Below are 22,893 nucleotides of genomic sequence, written 5' to 3'. Positions count from 1 at the left end.
TGAAGAACCGGGTCGAATGTGGATTCAGCACCGCTCGATCAGGTCGGTGTACCTCTGAAATATCCCCCAATCGGTCCCCTCTCCCTCCGGGTGAAGCTGCCGACCGAGCTGTCTTGCGTCATTCACCGACCTGAAGAACCGGGTCGAATGTGGATTCAGCGCCGCTCCATCAGGTCGGTGTACCTCTGAAATATCCCCCAATCGGTCCCCTCTCCCTCTGGGAGAGGGTTAGGGTGAGGGCTGTTGAGCTACCACAAAAGCTTCATCCACCCGCGCCAGATCCTGTTCGTTCAAGGTCCCGGCGTAGTAATGCAATTTGGTCCAGGCCATCAAATAGTCGTACCGCGCCTGCGCCAGATCGCGGCGGGTGGTGAACAGTTGCTGTTCGGCATTCAAGGCGTCGAGGTTGGTCCGTTCGCCGCCGAGAATGCTCTGTTTGGTTGACACTACCAGCGCTTCCGCCGAGGTCAGCGCTTTCTGGTAAGCACGCAATTTGCTCACCCCGGACAGGCACGCACTGAACTGACGCCGCAGCTCGATCAGTGTCTCGCGCGTCTTGCCATCCAGTTCGTACTCCGCCTGTTCCATGGTGCGACTGGCCTGGCGCGTCGATGCCGACACCCCGCCACCGGCATACAACGGCACGCTGACTTCAAAACCGATGGTGTTGGTCTCGTACCGCTGGTTGTAGGTATTGCCGCTTTCCGATTCGTTCTGGCGCATCGACGCGTAGGCGCTGACTTTCGGCAAGTGCCCGGCGCGGTTGCGCTCCACTTCGTAGCGTGCCACTTCCACCGCCTGGCGTTGCGACGCCAGGTTGGGGTTATTGCTGATCGCCATTTCGTGCCAGGTGTCGTAGTTGGCCGGCATCAGCGCGAAGGTCTGGAAGTTCTGATTCAGCGGCACCAGATCACCGATATCCACCGCCGGCACACCGACCAGAGCGCCCAGTTCACGCAGCGCGGCATCCTGCTCATTGCGCGCCTCGATCTCTTCGGCGGTCGCCAGTTCGTAACGCGACTCGGCTTCGAGAATGTCGGTGCGGGTGCCCTCGCCCTGTTTGAACATGTGCTCGTTTTGCTGGAACTGCTGCTCGTAGGCCTTCTTCTTCGCCTGGGCGATATCAATCTGATCCTGGGCAAACAAGGCCTTGGTGTAGTTGTCCAGCACCCGCACCAGCAGTTCCTGACTCTTGCCACGGAAGTTCTCGTCGGCGAACAGCGACTGCGCCACGCCTTTGCGATACGCGGCATAAGCCTCGTAGTCGAGCAACGGTTGTTGCAGGGTCAGGGCCGAGCCGTAACTGCTGTAGTTGCGGTCATCGGTACGATTGCGCGCACGTTCGTCGAGGGACGTCGCCTTCGACGAGTTACGGCCCTTGTTGTAGGTGTAACCGATTTTCGGCAACAGCCCGGCGCGGCCAATGGCGCGGTTCTCCAGGCCGGCATCACGCTCCTTGATCGCGCCGAGGAACACCGGGTCGTTGCGCAACGCTTGTTCGTAAATCTCGAACGGCCCCATCGCCGCCACTGCCGTGTGACTCGCCAGCAGCATCATTGCCGCCGCGAGCATGGAAAGCTTATTCATACAGCCGAACATCCTTATTCCTCGGTCAACGCGGAGCCTGCCCGGTCGAGCAGCGGTTTGAACAGATAGTTGAGGAGTGAACGTTCACCGGTACGCACGAACATCTCTGCCGGCATGCCGGGCTTGATCACCAGACCGTTGAGTTTTTCCATGGCCTGATCGCTGACACTGCTGCGCAACACGTAGTACGGCACGCCGGTTTTCTCGTCGATCATCTGGTCGGCAGAAATCAGGCTGACTTCACCCGGTACCCGCGGGGTTTTGCTCTGGTTGAACGCAGTGAACAGGATGTCCACCGGCAAATGCGTGCCGACCTTGTCGATCAGGTTGATCGGCAAGTGCCCTTCCACTTCCAGGCTGGTGCCTTGGGGTACGATCTCCAGCAGGGTTTCGCCCTGCCGGACCACGGCGCCTTCGGTGTGCACACCGAGGTTGACCGCCACGCCATCGGCGGTGGCGACAATCTCGCTGTGTTGCAGGTCGAAACCGGCGGAGGTCAGTTGCTCGGACAGCGTGACGCTTTTCAACTGGGCATCGGCCAGTTGCGTGCGAACTTCCTTCTGATATTCCTCGCCGTGCTGTTGCAGTTTCAGCCGCGATTCGAGGATGCCCTGCTCCACACGGCCGCTTTCCCCGGTGTTCTCTGCCAGTTGCTGCTGCACTTGCGACAATTGACGCTGATATTCCATCAAACGGTTGCGCGGGATGTAGCCGTTGTCTGCCAGCGGCTGCAGGTTGCTCAGTTGTTGCTGCAGCGAATCGGCCTGGGCATTGAGATCAGTGCGCGCACGGCGCATGCCGGCCAGTTGCGCGGTGGCGCCTTCGATGCTGGCGCGCAACCCGGCCTGCTCGCGGTAGAACGCTTCGCGACGGCTGCTGAACAGTTGACGCTGGCCTTCGAGCACCAGGGCCAGACGCGGGTCCGGATCACTGCTCAGTTCGGCCGGAAAGGTCACCTGCTTGAGGTTGTCACGCTCGGCCTGCCAACGCGCCAGGCTGGCCCAGGCCATGCGGTATTGCGCTTGCAGCGATTGCACGTCAGCCGCAACCTGGGTCTGGTCGAGACGAAACAGCGGTTGCCCCTGTTTCACGATCTCGCCTTCGCGCACCAGAATGCGGCTGACCACACCGCTGCTCATTGACTGCACGGCTTTGCGTTTGCCTGTCACCACCACGGTGCCCTGCACCGGAATCCCCTGATCCAGCGGCGCCAATGCCGCCCAGGTGAAGAAGCTGCCGGCGCCGACGATGGCCAGAATCCAGCCCATGCGGGCGAAGAACTTCGCGTCGCGCTCCGGGCGTTCAGTGATGTAGGCGTGTTCCATGTTCGCTTCGTTTTCAGTGTTCATGCTGGCGCTGCTCATACACCCGAATTCCTTGTCGAGGGCTGGTACTGCCGGCTCATGCTGAGCCCGCCCGGTGCTTGTGCAGCTTTCTCACGTTGTTGCTCCTGCTGGCCGGACAGCGCCTTGAGCACTTCCTGACTCTGACCGAAGGCCTGCAAACGACCCTCGTTGAGTACCAGCAACTTGTCGGCCTGGGCCAGCACCGAAGAACGGTGCGTCACCAGCACCACCGTGGTGCCCTGGGCCTTGAGCTGGGCGATGGCGCTGGCCAGGGCGGCTTCGCCGACGGTGTCGAGGTTGGAGTTCGGCTCGTCCAGCACCACCAGGCTCGGCGTGCCGTACATCGCGCGGGCCAGGGCCACGCGCTGCTTCTGGCCGCCGGACAGACCGCTGCCGTCCTCGCCCAGTTGTGTGTCGTAGCCCTGCGGCAGACGCAGGATCATCTCGTGGACGCCGGCCTGTTGTGCGGCCGCCACCACTTTCTGCGGGTCGGCCTCGCTGAACCGCGCAATGTTCTCGGCGATACTGCCGCTGAACAGTTCGATGTCCTGCGGCAGGTAGCCGATGTACGGACCGAGTTGGTCGCGGTTCCAGCGATGGATGTCGGCGCCGTCCAGACGCACGATGCCGCCGAGGGTCGGCCACACGCCGACGAGGACTCGGGCCAGCGTCGACTTGCCGGAGCCGGAAGCCCCAAGCACACCCAGCACTTCACCGGCACCCAGATGGAAATTGACCATGTGCAAGGTCGCTGCACGTTGCCCCGGTGGGCCCGCGCTGACTTGCTCGAAGGTGATCTGCCCTTTCGGCGCCGGCAACGCCATCGCTTCGTCGCTCGGTGGAAACGCTTGCAGCAAGGCGTCAAGACGACGATACGCCAGCTTCGCCCCGCTCCACTGTTTCCACACGGCGATCAACTGGTCGATCGGGCTCAGAACGCGGCCCATCAGAATGGAACCGGCGATCATCATCCCGGCGGTCATGTCGCCCTTGATCACCAGCAACGCACCCAGCCCCAGCACCAGCGATTGCAGGCACAGGCGCAGGGTTTTACTCATCGAGCTGATCACTGCCCCGGTGTCACTGGCCTGATTCTGCAGGCCGAGGAAACGCGAGTGCACCTGGAACCAGCGCTTGCGCAGCGAGCCAAGCATGCCCATCGCCTGAATGGTTTCGGCGTTATGCAAATGACTGGTCGCCAGTTGACTGGATTTCTGCGAAAAACCGGCGGCATCGCCCAACGGCTTTTTGGTCATGTATTCGTTGAGGCACGCCAGCGCGATCAGCAGCAGCGCGCCCGCCGTGGCGAGGACGCCGAGCCAGACGTTGAACAGGTAAATCACGAACAGATAGACCGGGAACCACGGCGCGTCGAAAAACGCAAACAGCGCCGGCCCGGTGACGAACTGGCGGATGTGGGTCAGGTCGCCCAGCGACTGCCCGGCATTGCCCTCGCCCTTGAACAGGTTGCGCTCGAACGCGGCCTGATAGACCCGCAGGTTGAAACGGCGCTCCAGTTGGCTACCGATGCGGATGACGATGAAGCTGCGGATTACCTCGAGCAGGCCGATGAAGGCAAAGAAACCAACGACCATCAGCGACAGCATCGCCAGGGTGGTTTCGTTCTGCGATGACAGTACCCGGTCATACACCTGAAGCATATAAATGGAGGGCACCAGCATCAGCACGTTAATCAGTGCGGTAAAGCAACCGACGCTGATCAGAATGCTTTTATAGTCACCCAATGCCTTGATGAGGGGAGCGGTGGCTGGGGCCTTCGCCATCTTCATTGATTATTCCTGAGAGATATCTCTCGCCAGTCTTTGACGAGACTTCAAATTAATTAACCGCACACAGTCGGCGCTTTCTTTGCCGGTGGCCGCTTACACTTTCATAACAACTAGCGCTATTTAATGCGGCGCAGTTGCCATGAACATCGCGGCTTATAACCTTTCATTGACGCTTTATATTAAAACCCTTTCATGCGCTGCCTGATCAAGACTATTGCGCCGAGCGCTCAAGTGTAATCACCAAGCCTGATTTCAAAGTCGTCAGATAAAGCCCATCACGTTGTCGGCTGAAAAACTGGATTCTTGAGCCTTCCTTACCGGTGACCGACAGGCCATCGGTCTCGGGAAACCAGCCGATGGGTGTTTGCTCAAGCCATGCGCCCAGGCAGTCGGCACCTTTGCCCAGGGTCTGATTGGCCTCCAGCTCGATGACGCACGTGTTCGAGGGTTTGTCCTGCAGGGTCTGCGCCTGCGGCGCATCTTCGCGCGCCGTCAGCGTCGCCTGCCATTGCCCGGCAAATACCGAGGGATCTTCGAGTCTGAGGCTGCTTGCCATACTTGTTTCTCCAGAAATCATGATGAACGCCGCGGAAAGCCACGCCACTGCCTTGTAGGTAAAAGCTTTACTGATCATGGGAATATTCGCTCCAGCGCGTAGCCTTGCCTACAGATCCAACCGATGCAAGTAAAGAAAGCGGCGCATGACGCGCCGCTTTCCCTGTTACATCACGCCACGATGTCGCTGGTCGCTGCCTGGCCCACGGTGCTGACCTGGAAGTCGGCCACGCCGTGCCCGGAGAAGTCCACCGACAGCAGGCTGTTGCCGCCCGACGAGGTCAACACGGCATCGCCTGCCGCACCGGTGAAGGCGCTGACGAAGTGCAGGCCGGCGCCGTTGGTGATGCCGGTCAGGTCGATTTTGTCCAGACCGCTGACGAAGTCGAGGATCTGATCAATCGCACCCGGCTTGGAGTCGGAGCTGGCCGCGAACACGAAGGTGTCCGAACCCGCGCCGCCCCACAGCTTGTCGGCACCGCCAGCCCCGTAGAGGATGTCGTTGCCGGCACCGCCCTTGAGCTCGTTGGCCACGCTGTTGCCGATCAGCAGGTCGTTGCCCGAACCGCCGATGGCGTTCTCGATGATCGCGCCCTTGGCGATGGACACGTTACCCACCATGCCGCCAACGTCGGAGAACGAGGCATCATTGAGGTTGATCTTCTGGTTCTGGGTGAACCCGGAGAAGTCCAGGGTGTCCTTGCCGCCCGCGTCCCATACCGAGAACACGAGTTTGTCGCTCGACGACGAAGCACTGAGGAAGTCGCGACCGGTGTTGGAGTTGAAACCGTAGGTGGTGTCACCGGTACGGGTGGTGGTGTTGGCACCGTAGAGCTTCTGAATCGCCGCGATGTCGTCCATCAGCGGGCCGGACGCGTAGGCTTCTACCCCGCCCTTGCTGAAGTTCTGATTGGTGTTGCTTTCACTCCAGTAACTCATAAGGCTGTAACCGCGGGTGTCTTGCCCGTAGGAAGCATCCTTGTAAGTCGGGTTGCCTTCGCCGGCGTTGTAGTCGCCAGGGTGAGACAGGCCCAGGGTGTGGCCGATTTCGTGCGTCAGGGTCTGACGCCCGTAATTGTTCAGGCCCGGTGTCTTGTTAACGTCGTAGCCACTGCCGGTCAGGTACCAGGACTGACCGTCATAGCCTGGCTCCGTGCCTGGCAGGAAGGCAAACGCTGCTGCACCGTCCTGGCCGCCGCTGTAGTTACCGAAGGTCATGTGACCGTCGCCACCACGGGCAGCTTCGGTGAATGTCACGTTGGCAACATCCGCCCAGGATTGCATGGCGAGCACGGCCTGGGCTTTCTGCAGGGCGCTGAACTGACTGAAACCGGTGACGCCCAGGCCGCTGAAGTTGGCGGTTTTGGCCGTCAGAAAGGTGTAGGTCAGTTCGATCTTGCCGCTGTTGTTGAGGTCGTGCCAGGAAGCACCGTCCCGCAACAGTTGGGTAGCGGCTTGATCCACCGAGAAGGAGGGTTTGCCATTGACCGTGAGATTACCGCCACGGTCGTACTGATGGCTGAAGCTATTGATCTGGTTCCAGGCGGAGCTGGTGGCAGCCAGAGACTGCACGGCGCCGACAGGCACAAATGTGTCTGCGGTGATATCAATAGCGTTAGCTTTTACTTTCGACATAAACACACTTCCTTGTTTAGCAATGGAACAGTTTTTGTCCGATAGCGACAATCTCTGGCGAGATCGTCCTATCACTCGCCCAATGAAGGCGTAAGAAACCTGACACAATTTGAAATCTGTCGTAAAGCATTTTTTTGAGATCAAATTAAGCTGTTTCGAAAAACTGCCGTAAACAAAGCGTGCGGGGTCGAAAGAATGTTTTAAGCGATGTGCTTTCGCCTAATTGTCAGACGATTTTCTATTTAAATATTAAATATCGGTAAGTTGTTTTTTGTTAGCCGCGTCTCACTTTCCTGCACTTTATTAGTGCGTGCCAGCGCATTGATATCAATCGTTCAAATACTGGAAATCCCTGTGGAAGCGGGCTTGCTCGCGAAGGCATCGGATCAGTCAACATTGCCGTCGAATGACACACCGCTTTCGCGAGCAAGCCCGCCCCCACAGGGATTTGTAGACGCAAGAATATCAGCTGCCGGTGCGGATTTTGTTCCAGACACGGGTGCGGATTCGGTCGATGTTGAGCGGCATCGCTTCGAGTGCGAACAGCTTGCCCATCATCTCCGGGCTCGGATAGACCTTGGTGTCATTTTTGATCGCCGGGTCGATCAGGCTGTCGGCCTGTTCGTTGCCGTTGGCGTAATGCACGTAATTGCTGATGCCGGCCATGACGTCCGGGCGCAGCAGGTAGTTCATGAACGCATAGCCGGCCTTCTCGTCCGGCGCGTCGGCAGGCATGGCAACCATGTCGAACCAGATTGCCGCGCCTTCCTTGGGAATCGCGTAGCCGATCTCGATGCCGTTTTTCGCTTCCCTGGCGCGGTTTTCCGCTTGCAGGATGTCGCCGGAGAAACCCACCGCGACACAAATGTCGCCGTTGGCCAGGTCGCTGGTGTACTTCGAGGAATGGAAGTAACTGACATACGGTCGCACTTTCATCAGCAGCGCTTCGGCCTTTTTGTAGTCTTCGGGGTTCTTGCTGTGTGGCGGCAACCCGAGGTAATTGAGCGCCGCCGGCAGTAGCTCCGGGCCGTTGTCGAGGATGGCTACCCCGCATTTCTGCAGTTTTTCCATGTATTCGGGCTTGAAGATCAGATCCCAGGAATCCACCGGCGCGTTGTCGCCCAGTACCGCTTTGACCTTGGCGACGTTGTAGCCGATGCCGGTGCTGCCCCACAGATACGGGAAGCCGTGCTCATTGTTCGGGTCGTTGGTCTGCAACGCTTTGAGCAGCACCGGATTGAGGTTCTTCCAGTTCGGCAACTGGCTCTTGTCGAGTTTTTTCAGCGCCCCGCCCTGAATCTGCCGCGCCATGAAGTGGTTGGAGGGAAACACCACGTCGTAACCGGATTTACCGGTCATCAGTTTGCCGTCGAGGGTTTCGTTGCTGTCGTAGACGTCATAGGTGACGCCGACACCGGTTTCCTTCTCGAAATGCTTGGTGGTGTCCGGCGCGATGTAGTCGGACCAGTTGTACACCTTGACCGTTTCGGCCGCGTGACTGATGGAGGCGACCAGCAACAGCGGCGCCAGTGCGAGGGTTTTCTGGATCATGGGTCGATTCCTGTAGGGGCTTTTTTTGTTGGCAGGCAATCAAAGGATCAAACAATCAGAAAATCAGGACATAGGTCTTGCGCACGGTCTCCTGGATATCCCAGACACCGAGCGTGTTGGCCGGCAACATCAGTGCGTCGCCACCTTGTATGTGCAGGGTTTCGCCGCCACCGTCCGGGGTGAACGTGCAACGGCCGGAAATGAAATGGCAAAACTCCTGAGCGGTGATCTGCCGGCGCCAGCGCCCGGGGGTGCACGCCCAGACGCCGGTTTCGACGCCATCGTCGCGCTCGACACTGGTGGTCGACGCAATGGCGACCGGCTCGCCCAGCGGCACGGCCACCGGGTTGGATTCGTCCAGCTGCAATGTGGCGGTGTTCTTGAACTGCGTAATGCTCATGGTCTGACCTGCTGTTGAATAGAACGGCGTTTAGTGCATGAAACCTTCCATGAAGCCAGCCACCCGACTGGCGAGTTTGCGCCGCCAGGGCGCGGTCGCCGGGTTGGCCAGGGTCTGGTCCTCATGGACAAAGCTTTTGATGATGGCGTTGTAACCGAGCCAGCGGCACGGCTCCGGTTCCCAGGCGCGCAGGGCGTGAATGCCGCCGTCCGGCAACACCCAGGGTTGCTGCGTCAATTCGGTGTCGCGCTCGAGAATCAGGTCCGCCAGCGTACGGCCACCGAGATTGCTGGCGCCGACGCCCTCGCCGCCGTAACCGCCCGACAGCGCGATCCCGTTGGCGCGGTCGCAGAGCATGTGCGGCTTGAAATGCCGGGACATGCCGAGATTGCCGCCCCAGGCGTGAGTGATCTGCACGTTCTTCAACTGCGGGAACAGTTCACCGAACAGATAGCGGCGCAGTTCGACTTCATCGCGGGTCAGATCGAAGTTGTGGCGCAACTTGCCGGCGAACTGATAGCCGCCACGGGCGCCGAAGATCAGGCGATTGTCGGCACTGCGCTGGCCGTAGGTGACCTGACGGCTGAATTCACTGAAGGCCTGGCCGCGATTGAGCCCGATCTCGTCCCAGGTGGCCGCAGACAATGGTTCGGTGGCGACGATCAGGCTTTGCACCGGTAACTGGTAGCGCCCCAAGGGCGGCAAGGTCACCGAATACCCCTCCACAGCCGGCACGATCCAGCGACTGCGCACACTGGCCTTGGCCGTGCGCAAGCTGCCCGACTGCCAATGGGTGACCGGACTGTTTTCGTAGATCTTCACGCCCATGCCCTGAACCGTCCGCGCCAGGCCACGCACCAGCTTCGCCGGGTGGATGGTCGCTACGTGCGGCGCAAAGATGCCGCCGTACGGTTTGGCCACGCGAATCTGTTGTGCCAGTTGTTCAGGGCTAAGCCAGCGGTAGTCGTCGTCTGTCAGGCCCTGGCTGTGCAGTTTGGCCAGGTAGTCGCGCAGAGTGGCTTCCTGCTCGGGGTAGCGTGCCGCGCAATACAACACGCCGCCCTTGCGATAATCGCAGTGAATACCTTCGCGTTCGAGGACGATCTCCACTTCATCGGGGATGCAGTGCAGCAGATCGAACGAGGCGCGACGCTGTTGCGGCGACAAACCGGCAAGCAAGCGATCCTCGCCCAGCATATTGCCCATCAGCCAGCCGCCATTGCGCCCGGACGCGCCGAAACCGGCGGTTTGTGCCTCGATAATGGCGATGTCCAGGCCGGGGGCGAGTTTCTTCAGGTAGTACGCCGTCCATAACCCGGTGTACCCGGCGCCAATGATCGCCACGTCGACATCCAGATCCTGCTCCAGCGCTGGCCGCGCCATGAGCGGCTCGTCGAGTTGATCCATCCACAAACTGATAGTGCGCCACGCCGGCATGCAAGACTCCGCCACTGAAAACCTTCGATGGCGTCGATCCTAGTGCGTGGGCTCAGGAGAAGTCTTGCGCGCGTGTCCGCAAAGAAATTTGTTTGGCGTACGCCTTCGGCGACTGGCCGGTGTGCTGGCGAAAACAGCTGTAGAACGCCGACAACGAGTTGAAGCCGGCGGCGAACGCCAGTTCATCAATACGCAACGGTGGCGCGGCAGTGTCCAGCGCGCGCAGCAAATGCTGCAGGCGCGCCTGATTGACGTAGCGATAGAAGCTCTGCCCCAGCACCTGATTCAACAGGTAGGAGATCTGATTGCGACTGTAGCCACACTCCTTCGCCACCCGTTGCAGGTCCAGTTCGGGATCGAGATAGGGTTGCTGGCGCTCGAAGTACTGCTGCAGATCGTCAGCCATAAAGCTCAGTTGGCGCGGCGACAGGCCGAGGCGACTGACCGCTGGACGCTGGCTCGGTGCCTTGCTGCTTTGATTCTGCGTGCGCACCAGCGAGGCGTATTCGTTGACGCGCCAGATCAAGCCGTCTTTGACCGTGAGCGCCTCACTGGAACGGAACGACACCAGCCCTTCACCACCGCGCAATGTCACTTCGTACTGGATGAAGGCGGTATTGCCGTCGACACGGATGCGATCGCAATGCTCGAGCAATTCGTCGGATTCTCGCGGCATGCTGACGCGCACGTACTCGCGCAATTCGTCGAGGCCGAGCACGCGGTTCTGGAAGAAATCGTTGTACTGAATGTCCGGGTGATACAACGCCATGACGCTGTCCAGGTCGCGATGCTTCCAGCTCAAGTGATAGCGCATGACCGTGGCGGCCGTGGCCTGGGTCTGTTCCGGGCCGTCATTATCGGCGTGCATAAGGGGCTCGGCGAAAAAGAACCGAGCTTGCCCAAGTTCGGCATCTGCATCAATGCCTAATCGCTAGTGGCCTTTTGGCGATGATTGTGTAGGCCGTGACTTACATCAAAAAATGCGAAGCAATCGCAAAATGAACTGAAAAATCTCACAGGAATTTCACATCCGGATGCTACTTTTAATGTCAGTCACCGGTTGAGCCAATGAAGGCTCTTCCCTCCTAACATGGGCAAAAGGAAGCGCTCGATGAAGAAGGCGGGCAACATATGAATAAAGGGTCAAGCAAAGTTACGTTCCCCAATGCCTGCCAACTGATGCGCTGGCATTTTCATCCCATGGGTTTCGAAGCCACGATGGATGCGCCGGGCAGCATGATTGCCCGCCTGTTTGATCGCGCCAGCGGTGAAACCATGATCGCCATCGCCGGCATCCCTTGCGCCACCGTGATGAATGCCGCCGATGTCGAGCGCATCATTGAGGCGGTGGAAGATGAGCTGGAATCCTTCGTACCTCCAGAATCCATTAAAAATTACGCCTAAGCTTTTGATAGAAAACAAAAAAGCCCGCACTGATGCGGGCTTTTTCATGGTTAGGCACTTTGTTTGTCGGGGCGATGGTCGACAAAGAACGGTTTGCCCTTGGCGACCCGGTCGGATGCTCGGGGCATGTTCACCGCCTGCGCGTCCTGCGGTTCGACGTACCAGTAGCAATGGCTGACCGCGCGGGTGATGCCGACGTAAGCCAGGCGCAGGATTTCGTCTTTTTGCGCCGTGTCGTAGGGTTCACTGTCGCCGCTTTTGCCCAATCCGGCCATGCGATACACCTGATTCTTGTAAGGCGAACTGGTCAGGTGCTGGCAATCGCCGAGCAAAAACACCGCATCGGCCTGCAAGCCTTTGGCACTGTGATACGTCAGCTGCTTCAGGCGCCGGGCTTCGTAGGGCAAGCTCGAATCCACATTAACTACCGACTGAATATGCTCTTCAATCAATGACTTATCGCTGCTTTTTCGATAAAGCATCAAGATCGAATGACCCTGGCGATAGTGTTCGGCAAGCCGTTGCGCCAATCCCTGATCATCACGTTCCAGCACATTGACCGGTTGCACCGGCTTGGGCTCGCCACTGGCCCTGGCTTTCTTGCCGGGAATCGCCGGCGCTGCGCGGACGATGTGTTCAGCCGCATCAATGATGTGTTGGTGACTGCGGTAGTTGTCGCTCAGCATCACCCGCGTGGTACTCGGTGACGGGAATTCCTTGTTGAATTCCATGAAGTAACTCGGCGAACTGCCGCGCCAGCCGTAAATCGACTGCCAGTCATCCCCGACACACAGCAACGATGAGCGTTGCGCGCCTCGCCCGACATGCATGGCCGGGCCCCGGCTGCGGATTTCCGTGAGACTGGCGCGAATCCAGGAGACGATTTGCGGCGACACGTCCTGGAATTCATCGATCATCAGGTGCGCCATCGGCCGGAGCAATTCGTCACCGAGCAGTTTCAGATTTTCCGGCGAGTGTTCACTGAACAGCGCAAACATTCGGTTGTAGGTCATCACCGGCGGTTTCTGATCGAGCAAGTGATCTTCGAAAGCGCGCCAGAACAGACTCAGCGCCTCGAAGAAGAACCGGTCCGGGTCATCCTTGGCGAAACTCATGCGGCCCACCGCGTCGGGCACGTCCAGACCCAGGTTTTCGATGAAACCGGCGGCGGCGACAAAACAGTCGAGCAACGGCGCCGATGCCAGCTCGCCCTTGACCTTGTAATCGAAGCCCGGACCGGCCGTCGCGTCGCCTGCCAACGTGGCCAGAACGCGCTTTGATGATTCGTAACTTTCCAGCCAGATCAATGGCTTACGACAGAAAGCTTGAAACAGGGTGCGCTTGACCGCCCATTCCGCACGTACCGTCAGCTTGGCGTTGGGCCGGCAGACTTGCGGGTTTTCCCTTGGATCGAAGCCGAGCACGACCCAGGCGTCCAGACTCGGAATGTAGCCATGGCAGTGGAATGTCGAGCCGTTGATGTCGAACGTCTGGCGATTGGGCTCAATGCCCTTGATCGGCCAGGCACCCGCACGAAACCACAGATCCTCGACGACATCGCACAGCTCTTCATCGCGTCGGGACGCAAGCTCGGTCACCGCCATGCGCTTTTGCACATCCGGGTGATCGCGCTCCAGCTCCTTGAGCTGCAAGCCCGCCCGGGACAGCGGCTGGATCAGTTGCCGAAAACGCTCGTCTTCGTTGAACAAGCGGTGATAGCAGGCATTGAGTTGCTGGCGCTGGGCGTCGTTGATCCGCAGGTCGAACGGATTGCTGTCCACCTCGTCTTCAGCGCCCTGAACCCGGTGACTGAGGTTCTCGAACGCCTGCAAGCGCTCGAAACCCGGCAAGCTGCGCACCATCGGCAGAATGCGCGAATGGAAGGTGCGCACCAGCTCCCGCGCCTGCTTCAGGTTCAGCGGCTGGCCCCAAAGGGCGAACAGTTCGAGCAGTTTGTTGATGAAATCCTTGCGCGATTCACGGGTGAAGGTCACCACGGTCATCGAGTCGAGCTCAAAGCCCAGATAATGCGTGAGCAACAGAATGCGCAGCACCAGCGTGGTGGATTTGCCGGCGCCGGCGCCCGCGACAACGGATGTCGACGGTGTATCGCTGAAAATCATCTTCCACTGTGCTGCGCTCGGTTGCGCGGACTCGGGCAGTAACCGCGCAACATCAGCCTTCATACGCTTCTTCAGCTCGGCGGTGAGCGGCAGGCGCCAGTCATCGAATAAATGGTTGTCGACATTCGGCGGACGATGTTCAGTGCTGCGACTGTCACGGATCAGCAGCACCTGCCGCCCTTCTTCCAACCCTTCGAGCTTGCCCTCTTTGAAGCCGTATTCGACACCGGCGGTATGACCGCTGCGGAAACCATCAGCCTGGCCGTGCAACCACGACGCTCGGTGTTGCGCGCGCAGGCGGGTCAAGCCATGACCAAAGAAACGCGCGGCCAGACGCTTGAACCAGGGCATCTCGGCCAAAGGACGAAGTTCAGGGGGAAGATCGGGTGTGTGTTGCGCCACGCTGACGGACTCCGGGGTGAGGCTGTTGCGGCTATGGTGTCTGTATTCGCCGCCGAGTTCTAGCGAAATGCTTACAGGTCATCGGCTTAGCGGATGAACTGAAGGTACGATGCGACGATTTTTCAGCTGTTCCCATCAATTTATTCGATGCTCATGCCGCACTTTTTACGCTTTTTATCGATGCTTTCCTGATAGATGATCGCCGTCATATACCACTGGGTGCAGTCCGCACGCCCGTGGCGAACCTTCAAAGGAGACGATCATGCTTGAACTAAGACCCTTCAGCTCGCTGGGCGGCGCCCATCACGGCTGGCTGGATGCCCATCATCACTTCTCGTTCGCCGAATACTATGACCCTCAGCGCATGAGCTGGGGCAACCTGCGCGTATGGAACGACGACGTGATTGCCGCGGGCACCGGTTTCCCGCAACACCCGCATCGCGACATGGAAATCATTACCTATGTGCGTGAAGGCGCGATCACCCACCAGGACAACCTCGGCAACAAGGGCCGTACCGAAGCGGGCGACGTGCAAGTCATGAGCGCCGGCACCGGCATCGCGCACAGCGAGTACAACCTGGAAGCGAAAGACACCAAGATCTTTCAGATCTGGATTCTGCCGACCGAAACCGGTGCACCACCGTCGTGGGGCGCGAAACCGTTCCCCAAAGGTCAACGCGAAGGCTTTGTAACCCTGGCCAGCGGCAAGGCTGGCGACGACCAGAGCTTGCGGATCCGCGCCGATGCGCGCCTGGTGGCCGCCAACATCAAGGCCGGGGAAACGGCGGAATATCGCCTCGATGAAGGGCGCCGGGCGTATCTGGTGCCGGCGACCGGCGTGATTGAGGTCAACGGTTTGCGCGCTCAGGCGCGGGACGGCGTGGCCGTGGCGCATGAACGGGTGCTGACCGTGACCGCGATTGAAGACAGTGAAATCGTGCTGGTGGATCTGGCGTAAATGGCAGGCAAAAAAACGGGCGACCATGACGGTCGCCCCTTTTTTCTATCTACCGCCAACACGGTTCTTATGGCGAGAGATTATCCCCACTGGGTCGCGAAACGGCCCTGCTTTTCCATTGAAGGGGACTGCTGCGCAGTCCAGCGGGGATAAATCCCCTCGCCACAGATAGCCCCCTCCAAAAGCAGATAAGCCCTCACATCGCATACGCGTGGCGTTACTTGGCGGAAATGGCGCCATCCACCAAGGTCTGCGCTTCAGCCACCAGTTGCTTGAGGTGGTCGTCGCTGATGAAGCTTTCGGCGTAGATTTTGTAGATGTCTTCGGTGCCCGAAGGACGCGCAGCGAACCAGCCGTTTTCAGTCATTACCTTCAGACCGCCAATGGCCTGGTCGTTGCCCGGTGCATGACTGAGGATGCTCTGGATCTTTTCGCCGGCCAGTTCGGTCGAGGTCACTTGCGCTGGCGACAGCTTGCTCAGCAGCGCTTTCTGCTCCGGATTGGCCTTGGCATCGACACGTACCGCGAACGGCTCGCCCAGCTCATCGGTCAATGCGCGATAGGCCTGGCTCGGGTCGCGACCGGTTCGGGCGGTCATTTCAGCGGCCAGCAGCGCTGGAATCAGACCGTCCTTGTCGGTACTCCACACGCCACCGTCCTTGCGCAGGAACGACGCACCGGCGCTCTCCTCCCCGCCAAACCCCAGAGAACCGTCGAACAGACCGTCGGCAAACCATTTGAACCCGACCGGCACTTCGTACAAACGACGACCCAGACGCTTGGCCACGCGATCAATCAAACCGCTGCTGACCACGGTTTTACCCACGGCGGCATCCGCACGCCACTGCGGACGGTTCTGGAATAGATAGTCGATCGACACCGCCAGATAGTTGTTCGGAGCGAGCAAGCCACCGGACGGCGTGACGATGCCGTGACGATCGTGATCCGGATCGCAGGCGAAGGCGACGTCGAAACGCTCCTTGAGGCCGATCAAGCCCTGCATGGCATGGCTGGACGACGGATCCATACGAATCTGGCCGTCCCAGTCGACGGTCATGAAACGGAACGTCGCATCGACTTCCTTGTTGACCACCTCGAGATCCAGTCGGTAATGCTCGGCGATGGCCGACCAGTAGCGCACTCCGGCGCCGCCCAGCGGATCAACGCCCAGACGCAGCTTGGCGTCACGAATGGCATCGAAGTCGATCACGTTGATCAGGTCGGCCACGTAGGTGTTCACGTAGTCGTGACGGTGAGTTGTGGCAGCCTTGAGCGCTTGCTCGTAGCTGATGCGCTTCACACCAACGAGTTTGTTGGCCAGCAACTCGTTGGCCTTGGCCTCGATCCACTTGGTGATATGGGTATCGGCCGGGCCACCATTGGTCGGGTTGTATTTGTAACCGCCGCTTTGTGGCGGGTTGTGCGAAGGCGTTATGACCACACCGTCAGCCAGGCCCGACGTGCGCCCGCGGTTGTAGCAGAGAATGGCGTGGGAAATGGCAGGCGTCGGCGTGTACTCATCGCCCTCGGCGATCATGACCGTCACGCCGTTGGCTGCCAGGACTTCCAGCGCGCTCGCGCCGGCCGGGGTCGACAGTGCGTGCGTGTCGATGCCGACAAACAGCGGGCCAGTGATCCCTTGCGCTTCACGGTACAGGCAGATTGCCTGGCTGATGGCCAGAACGTGCCATTCGTTGAAACTCAAATCAAAGGAGCTGCCCCGGTGTCCGGATGTACCGAACGCCACACGCTGCGTGGAAATCGAAGCGTCCGGTTGGCCGGTGTAATAAGCCGTTACCAGTCGCGGGATGTCGACCAACAATTCTGCCGGTGCCGGTTTGCCCGCAAAAGGACTGAGAGTCATGCAAAACCTCTGAAATAGAGTGGTTCAGGAATACAGCGCAGTTTACTGGCAGTTTGACCGCAGTGCGATCAGATGTATCCGGAACGCTCCCGATGTTTTTTAACGTTATTCGCCGGGCGCCAGTCGCAAGGCGTCGCTCAAAAGTCCGACGACACTGGTCAGGTCGGGGTCGCCATGGCTCAGCGGGCTCAGACGCAGATGGTGCGCATGCAAGCCCCGCAGGCTGAACAGCTCGCCCGGGGCGATGATGATCTGCTGCTTGAGCAGCCGTTGAAACACATCCCCCATGTCGACCGGCCTTAGCGAGCGGACCCACACCGTCGCCCCGCCTTGCGGCTCGACGATCTGCAACACATCGCTGCGCTCGCGCAATAACTGGATCAAGTGGGTTCGACGTTCCTTGAGCAGTCGCCGCAGTACGGTCAAATGCTGATCCAGTCGCCCTCCACTCAAGAGCCGGGCAATCGCCTTCTGGCGGATCGGCGACAGGCGGAACGCACGCAACAGGAAATAGCGCTGTAGCTCGCTACGCCAGTGTCGTGACAGGACAAACCCGTATGGCGCCTCCGCGCCGATGAACTTCTCGAACGAGGAAAACACTAGCAGGCGATCGGGATCCAGATAATCACGCAAGCGAGGGGTGTCGCCGCTGTCATCGAGTTCGCTATAGCAGTCGTTTTCCAGAACCCAGCTGCCGTGTTCGCCCAGCAAGCGGGCAATGGCCTGTCGATGAACGTCCGGCATCAGGCTGCCCCGGGGCATGCTCAACACCGACGACAAAATCACCAGGCGCACCGGTTCGCTGTTGAGCAACGACTCCAGTTGTTGCAGGTCAATCACGCCTTCGGCCAGCATCGGCAGCTCGATAACGTGAACTTCAGCAGCTTCCAGCAGGCGCAGGATCACCCAGTCGCACGGCGACTCAATCACCACGGTGGTTCGTCGCAACCCGAGCACCGCGATCAGAATTTCCAGTACGCCGCGCAAATCAGCGCCGATATAGACGTCATCCGCCTGCCAGCAATGCACCGTTGATGAGGTGTAGCGCGCAGCCAGGACGGTACGCAGCTCCAGTTCGCCACAGGGTTGAACCTGCCATTGCGGCTGGCGCGGATACTGTCGCAACAGCTCCCGCTCCAGCATCAGCAATGGGCTGTCCAGTGGCTGCAACGATGCCGGATCGTCGGCACTCAACACGCACATCCCCGGACGCCGGGCGTTGACGTAGACGGTCTCGAGCAAATCGCTGCCGCTGCCCGGTGACTCAGGTGTGATCGACGCTTGTGCGTAATACCCGGACTTGGCGATCGAATAGACTCGACCTTCCTTCTCCAGCAGCGAATAGGCGTACTGAACGGTGGAGATCGAAACATTCAGGCGGTCCGCCAGTTGCCGCAAGGAAGGCAAGCGCAACGTCGCACTCCTGCCCGCTTCGCTGATCAGCAATGTCAGGTAGCGATACACCGCCTGATAAACGAAGTGATCTTTTCCCGTCGTTTTCACGACCCCGTATCCGAGGGCAACGATTGATAACCTGAGAAATGGCTCACGTTCAGCCTTCCGCTTTCCGATCGACAATTGTCACAGCGTCGTTCACGCCCGCACCCTCTTCGCGGCTTGCCGCCTCACTGGGCGCTGGCAGACTGATCGCCCCCATGGCGTAGAGCCGGATGATCAGCCTGACCGGCAATCCGCTGACATCGGTCATCCACTTCAGCACCTGCTCCGGCGCATGCAGGCCCTGCATGGCCCGATGCAAATCCGGCAACGCCACCAGCATGCCGGGATGGCAATGGCGCAAGAACCGCTCGAGTCCGGCCCCGCTATCAATGAAAGGCGCAAACATCAGGCACGTCAGCTGGATCTGATTCAGATCGAAATTCGTCGACAGCCACGCTTGCGCCTGCATGCGCAGATGTTCGGACTCCTGCAAACTGTCGAACATCGAGAGCCATTGCTCGCAGACCGGTTCGGGGACCTGCTTGCGACGCATCTCCATCAGCCTGTTCTGCAGGTGCTCGCTGATTCCGGCTTCATAGGTTCGCGCCTCAATGAATTGCGCCTGCAGACCGCGTAAATGAGCCGCCACCACTGGCTCGGCGTATTCGTCGTCCCCGTGATACAGCGCCAGGTCATCAGCCTGGTAGCCCAGAAACTCACTGAGCAACGGCCAACGCTCTTCGAGCTTGCTGACGAACATGTCGTTGATATTGACGAAACTGGTACGTCGACAGGCTTCGAACTGACCTTCAGGACGCCAGGCCGTTCGCTCCTCTTCGGTGTAGAACTCCCGGTAATAATCGCCGCCCAACCCGTCGAGCAACGGAAACAGCGTCTCGAATCCGGCGGTATTCACCAAAGGCCCGGCGATCGCGGCCTTTTGCACCGCACGACTCAATCCATCGAGGAAGTATTGCTGTCGGCGTGGCGATTCCCCACCGATCATCGCGTCGACGCCGTTGTTCCAGCGGGCGATCTGGCCGTAGTACTCGGCAGTGGCCAGGTAGGCGTCATCCCACATTTCGAGTTCTTCACTGAAACTTCGACGATGGCCGATCAGCAGCAGGTTGAGACGGTGGGCTTCACGCCCACCGTCGCTGACCGATGCCTGATGATCGAACGGCAGGACCTCGCGGTGATCCACCATCAACAGTTCAACCCTGGGATCGTCGTAGAGGAACAGCGCGCCGTAGCTGCGGTGCATGTTTTGCAAGGCCGTGGGGCCGAAGCCATTCCAGCGCAAAGTCGCGACCCGCAACTGGAAGGTCGCGGGCGCTCAGGCCGGCGATACTCAACTGCGCCGCCCGCAGAAGCGCCAGTGTGTAGCAGCAATCACGGGAACCGGACTGGTTCACCAGCACCTTGAAATGACCGATGTTATCCATGCCGCCGGCGGCCACCACCAGGCGCTGAATCAGCAGTTGCAATGCCGTGCGCTCTGCGCGGGAGAAAAAGCTCAGCAAACGTTGCAATACTTGCTGGTAGACATAATTCATTGCCTGATCATGGATCGTGCTCATCGGTATTTACCCGGTATCAAAAAGATTCCTGTCGCAACGACTGAAACATCAGTCTCGCGACAATTCATCAATAAGTAATAGACGTTCAGATGCTAACACTTACAAATTCGTAGTTATTTGAAACACTTGAACAGCGAAATGCCCAATGCAAACTTTTGACATTCATTAACTACCTGTATTTAAAGGGTTTTTATCAGAGTCAAACATTCCTAGGAAACTTCCCACAAGGTCCCACGGAAAATGAGTACAAGAAAATACGAAGCAGTTTCCGAATAGGCCTACAGCACTTAAACAGAAATCGGCGCAAGCACAATCACTTGCTGATTGATGTTGCACAGGACAAATTGAATGCACAGACATGACTCATTCCTTGAGATGAAAGTAATCATTCAATTATCAGGGCTTATATCGGGATTAGAAGATACAGATGGCGGACAAAAACCGGTTCAGATGCCGATCCGTCCCCGATACGCTACCGGGGATATCTGTTCTTTTCAGGGAGAAGTACACGCAGAAGAGTCCGTGGGGCCACGGACTCTGAGGGTTGGCTTTACGCCGGTTCGACTTGCAGTGCGACGCGCTCGCGGCATGGGCATTCGTCCATGTAGCGGTGTGCTTCTACGAACTCATTGAACGGGAATACACGGGTCTTGAGCGGCACCAACACGCGATCAGCGGTCAATTGGTTGATGTCACGCAAGGCACGCTGCAAGGCGACGTGATCCTGGGTGATACCCAATTCCGGCTTGCCGGTGAAATTGCCGATGCAGTGCACGAAGAACTGGATGTTCTTCTGGAACGCCGCACACGCCGGAAACGGTGTCTGGTTACCGCCCTGCAGGCCGTACAACACCAGGCTGCCACGCGGTGCAAGTACATCGCCAAGCAGCGACATCTGTGGCCCGCCCAGGCCATCGAAAACCACATCGACGCCACGGTTGTCAGTGATCTTGTTGATGCGCATCAACAGATCTTCTTCCTCGGTCACGATCACCTTCTCCGCACCAAGGGACAGCAGATACTCGCGCTCTTCCGCCTCTTTGGTGGCGGCAATGACCCGCACCCCCATCGCCTTGCCCAACTGGACAAAGGACGGTCCCGCACAATGGCTGGCGTCAGTCACCAAGGCAAACTGCCCGGGTTTGACCCGTGCCAGATCGGCGTAGGCAAAATAAGCGATCAACAGCGGCGTGTAATGCACACTGGCTTCGATCGGGCTGAGCACATCGGGATAACGGGTCAGCGCGGTGCGCGGCAGCACGATCGACTCGCCGTAGACCGGATAATCGTTCGGGCTTTCGGCCGGGAAGCTGGCTACCTTGTCGCCGACGGACAGGTCTTCGACATCGACGCCGACTGCAGTCACCACGCCGGCCATTTCATGGCCAAGGCCTGAGGGCAGGCGTGCCTGGGACGAGGCCAGATTCTGACGCCAGAGTGTGTCGTACCAGCTGATGCCGATCGCCTCGACACGCACCTGCACTTCGCCAGGACCTGGCTGAGCGGCCGCATGCTCTTCGCATTTGAGCACCTCGGCCGGACCAAACTTGTGAAAACGGATCGTGCGGGACATCGCAAACCTCGTCAAATTAACCTCTAATGCCACGAACTCTATCTGGGCTTTCGACCCAAGACTATCAGTGGCTATTAATAGTCGACATGCCTGTCATTGATTCCGCAGTATGGACGGCATCGGCGAAATCCATGAAAAAACTGCTGCCATCGCCTGAGTAAAGCTGAATTTTCCGGTGCAGAGTACCAGCCTTTCCCCGTAAGATTCATGCCGGCCATTGTTCTCATATGGCTGCCCTCGTCAAGCTTGATGACTCTGCCAGGACTCCAGATGAATCGTAATGACCTGCGTCGTGTCGACCTGAACCTGTTGATCGTATTCGAAACATTGATGCACGAACGCAGTGTGACCCGTGCTGCCGAGAAATTGTTCCTCGGCCAGCCGGCGATCAGTGCGGCGCTTTCGCGCCTGCGCAGCCTGTTCGATGATCCATTGTTCGTGCGCACCGGCCGAAGCATGGAGCCGTCCGCCCGTGCGGTGGAAATCTTCGCCCTGCTCTCGCCCGCCCTCGACTCGATTTCCACTGCCGTCAGCCGCGCGGCGGAATTCGACCCGGCCACCAGTACCTCGGTGTTTCGCATCGGTTTGTCCGACGATGTCGAGTTCGCCCTGCTGCCGATGCTGCTCAAGCGCCTGCGCGCCGAAGCACCCGGCATCGTGCTGGTGGTGCGTCGGGTCAACTACATCCTGATGCCCGGCCTGCTGGCCTCCGGCGAAATCTCCATCGGCGTCAGCTACACCACCGACCTGCCGGCCAACGCCAAGCGCAAGGTCCTGCGTCGCAGCCAGCCGAAGCTGTTGCGTGCCGACACCGTGCCGGGCCCGCTAAGCCTCGACGACTACTGCGCGCGGCCCCATGCGCTGGTGTCGTTCGCCGGTGACCTCAGTGGCTTTATTGATGAAGAACTGGAGAAACTCGGCCGCAAACGCCATGTGGTACTGGCTGTGCCGCAGTTCAACGGGCTAAGTACGTTGCTGGCGGGAACCGACATCGTCGCCACCGTGCCGGACTACACCGCTGAAGCGCTGACGGCGGCGGGTGGCGTGCGAGCGGAAGATCCGCCGTTGCCGACGCGCACGTTCGAGCTGCACATGGCGTGGCGCGGGTCGCAGGATAATGATCCGGGTGAGCGTTGGCTGCGGTCGCGGATTCAGATGTTTTTTGGCGATCCGGATAGTCTTTGATGCAAGGCCCTGTACCTCGGAAACGCTTCCAGCGGGCCACTGAGTTATCCATGAGTCTTACAC

The 22,893-nt window shown here is 59.2% G+C and carries 16 protein-coding genes and 1 pseudogene; 3 read left to right on the top strand and 14 right to left on the bottom strand.

Annotation, left to right across the window (positions count from 1 at the left end; translation table 11 throughout):
- Positions 1–228 precede the first annotated feature (228 nt).
- The 9 genes from ACXX9E_RS19385 to ACXX9E_RS19345 form a co-directional block, all read right to left on the bottom strand.
- Positions 229–1,599: a TolC family outer membrane protein gene (locus ACXX9E_RS19385; protein ID WP_222832951.1), complete on the bottom strand. Its 1,371-nt coding sequence runs from the start codon at positions 1,597–1,599 to the stop codon at positions 229–231.
- A gap of 2 nt (positions 1,600–1,601) precedes the next feature.
- Entirely contained in the window at positions 1,602–2,951 is a 1,350-nt protein-coding gene (locus ACXX9E_RS19380) for an HlyD family type I secretion periplasmic adaptor subunit (RefSeq protein WP_186745231.1), read from the bottom strand.
- Positions 2,948–4,723, bottom strand: coding sequence for a type I secretion system permease/ATPase (locus tag ACXX9E_RS19375; protein WP_123468597.1), 1,776 nt, complete (start codon positions 4,721–4,723; stop codon positions 2,948–2,950). The genes ACXX9E_RS19380 and ACXX9E_RS19375 overlap by 4 nt, the downstream gene beginning before the upstream one ends.
- Before the next feature lie 211 nt (positions 4,724–4,934).
- Positions 4,935–5,357, bottom strand: coding sequence for an AprI/Inh family metalloprotease inhibitor (locus tag ACXX9E_RS19370; protein WP_458555974.1), 423 nt, complete (start codon positions 5,355–5,357; stop codon positions 4,935–4,937).
- 92 nt (positions 5,358–5,449) lie between these two features.
- Complete coding sequence (locus tag ACXX9E_RS19365) at positions 5,450–6,913, bottom strand: serralysin family metalloprotease (RefSeq protein WP_422495585.1); 1,464 nt, start codon at positions 6,911–6,913, stop codon at positions 5,450–5,452.
- A 465-nt stretch (positions 6,914–7,378) separates the two neighbouring features.
- The gene (locus tag ACXX9E_RS19360; RefSeq protein ID WP_336346782.1) at positions 7,379–8,464 is read right to left on the bottom strand and encodes a polyamine ABC transporter substrate-binding protein; all 1,086 of its coding nucleotides are present in this window, start codon (positions 8,462–8,464) and stop codon (positions 7,379–7,381) included.
- Positions 8,465–8,519: 55 nt separating this feature from the next.
- On the bottom strand, positions 8,520–8,864 hold the full coding sequence (locus tag ACXX9E_RS19355) for a cupin domain-containing protein (RefSeq protein ID WP_123468586.1): 345 nt from the start codon (positions 8,862–8,864) through the stop codon (positions 8,520–8,522).
- Between the two features lie 30 nt (positions 8,865–8,894).
- On the bottom strand, positions 8,895–10,301 hold the full coding sequence (locus ACXX9E_RS19350) for an NAD(P)/FAD-dependent oxidoreductase (RefSeq protein ID WP_222832953.1): 1,407 nt from the start codon (positions 10,299–10,301) through the stop codon (positions 8,895–8,897).
- Between the two features lie 52 nt (positions 10,302–10,353).
- A complete protein-coding gene (locus tag ACXX9E_RS19345) occupies positions 10,354–11,169 on the bottom strand; it encodes a helix-turn-helix domain-containing protein (protein ID WP_458555973.1) in 816 nt (271 codons plus the stop codon).
- Positions 11,170–11,432: 263 nt separating this feature from the next.
- Between ACXX9E_RS19345 and ACXX9E_RS19340 the strand changes: the two genes are divergently transcribed.
- The gene (locus ACXX9E_RS19340; RefSeq protein ID WP_123468581.1) at positions 11,433–11,705 is read left to right on the top strand and encodes a DUF1652 domain-containing protein; all 273 of its coding nucleotides are present in this window, start codon (positions 11,433–11,435) and stop codon (positions 11,703–11,705) included.
- 50 nt (positions 11,706–11,755) lie between these two features.
- On the opposite strand, the gene ACXX9E_RS19335 is transcribed toward ACXX9E_RS19340, so the two are convergent.
- Positions 11,756–14,230, bottom strand: coding sequence for a UvrD-helicase domain-containing protein (locus ACXX9E_RS19335; RefSeq protein WP_458555972.1), 2,475 nt, complete (start codon positions 14,228–14,230; stop codon positions 11,756–11,758).
- Positions 14,231–14,492: 262 nt separating this feature from the next.
- Here ACXX9E_RS19335 and ACXX9E_RS19330 point away from each other — a divergent pair, with 262 nt between their 5' ends.
- Positions 14,493–15,188, top strand: a complete 696-nt coding sequence (locus ACXX9E_RS19330; RefSeq protein ID WP_128616375.1) for a pirin family protein — start codon at positions 14,493–14,495, stop codon at positions 15,186–15,188.
- Positions 15,189–15,405: 217 nt separating this feature from the next.
- Here the strand turns inward: ACXX9E_RS19330 and pgm are convergent, their stop codons facing one another.
- The 4 genes and pseudogenes from pgm to ACXX9E_RS19310 form a co-directional block, all read right to left on the bottom strand.
- On the bottom strand, positions 15,406–17,052 hold the full coding sequence (gene pgm, locus ACXX9E_RS19325) for a phosphoglucomutase (alpha-D-glucose-1,6-bisphosphate-dependent) (RefSeq protein WP_322374491.1): 1,647 nt from the start codon (positions 17,050–17,052) through the stop codon (positions 15,406–15,408).
- Between the two features lie 105 nt (positions 17,053–17,157).
- Positions 17,158–18,555: an aminotransferase-like domain-containing protein gene (locus tag ACXX9E_RS19320; protein WP_458555971.1), complete on the bottom strand. Its 1,398-nt coding sequence runs from the start codon at positions 18,553–18,555 to the stop codon at positions 17,158–17,160.
- Between the two features lie 49 nt (positions 18,556–18,604).
- Positions 18,605–20,072: pseudogene (locus tag ACXX9E_RS19315) on the bottom strand (hypothetical protein).
- A gap of 550 nt (positions 20,073–20,622) precedes the next feature.
- Positions 20,623–21,645 carry a zinc-dependent alcohol dehydrogenase family protein gene (locus tag ACXX9E_RS19310; protein WP_458555970.1) on the bottom strand — a complete coding sequence of 341 codons (1,023 nt, stop codon included), beginning with the start codon at positions 21,643–21,645 and terminating at the stop codon, positions 20,623–20,625.
- Between the two features lie 270 nt (positions 21,646–21,915).
- On the opposite strand from ACXX9E_RS19310, the gene ACXX9E_RS19305 reads away from it, so the two are divergent.
- A complete protein-coding gene (locus ACXX9E_RS19305) occupies positions 21,916–22,830 on the top strand; it encodes a LysR family transcriptional regulator (protein WP_123468563.1) in 915 nt (304 codons plus the stop codon).
- The last annotated feature ends 63 nt before the right edge of the window (positions 22,831–22,893 follow it).

The organism is Pseudomonas sp. GNP014 (assembly GCF_054344005.1).
The sequence above is the reverse complement of the archived record's forward strand: the minus strand, read 5'-3'. Positions and strand labels throughout refer to the sequence as shown.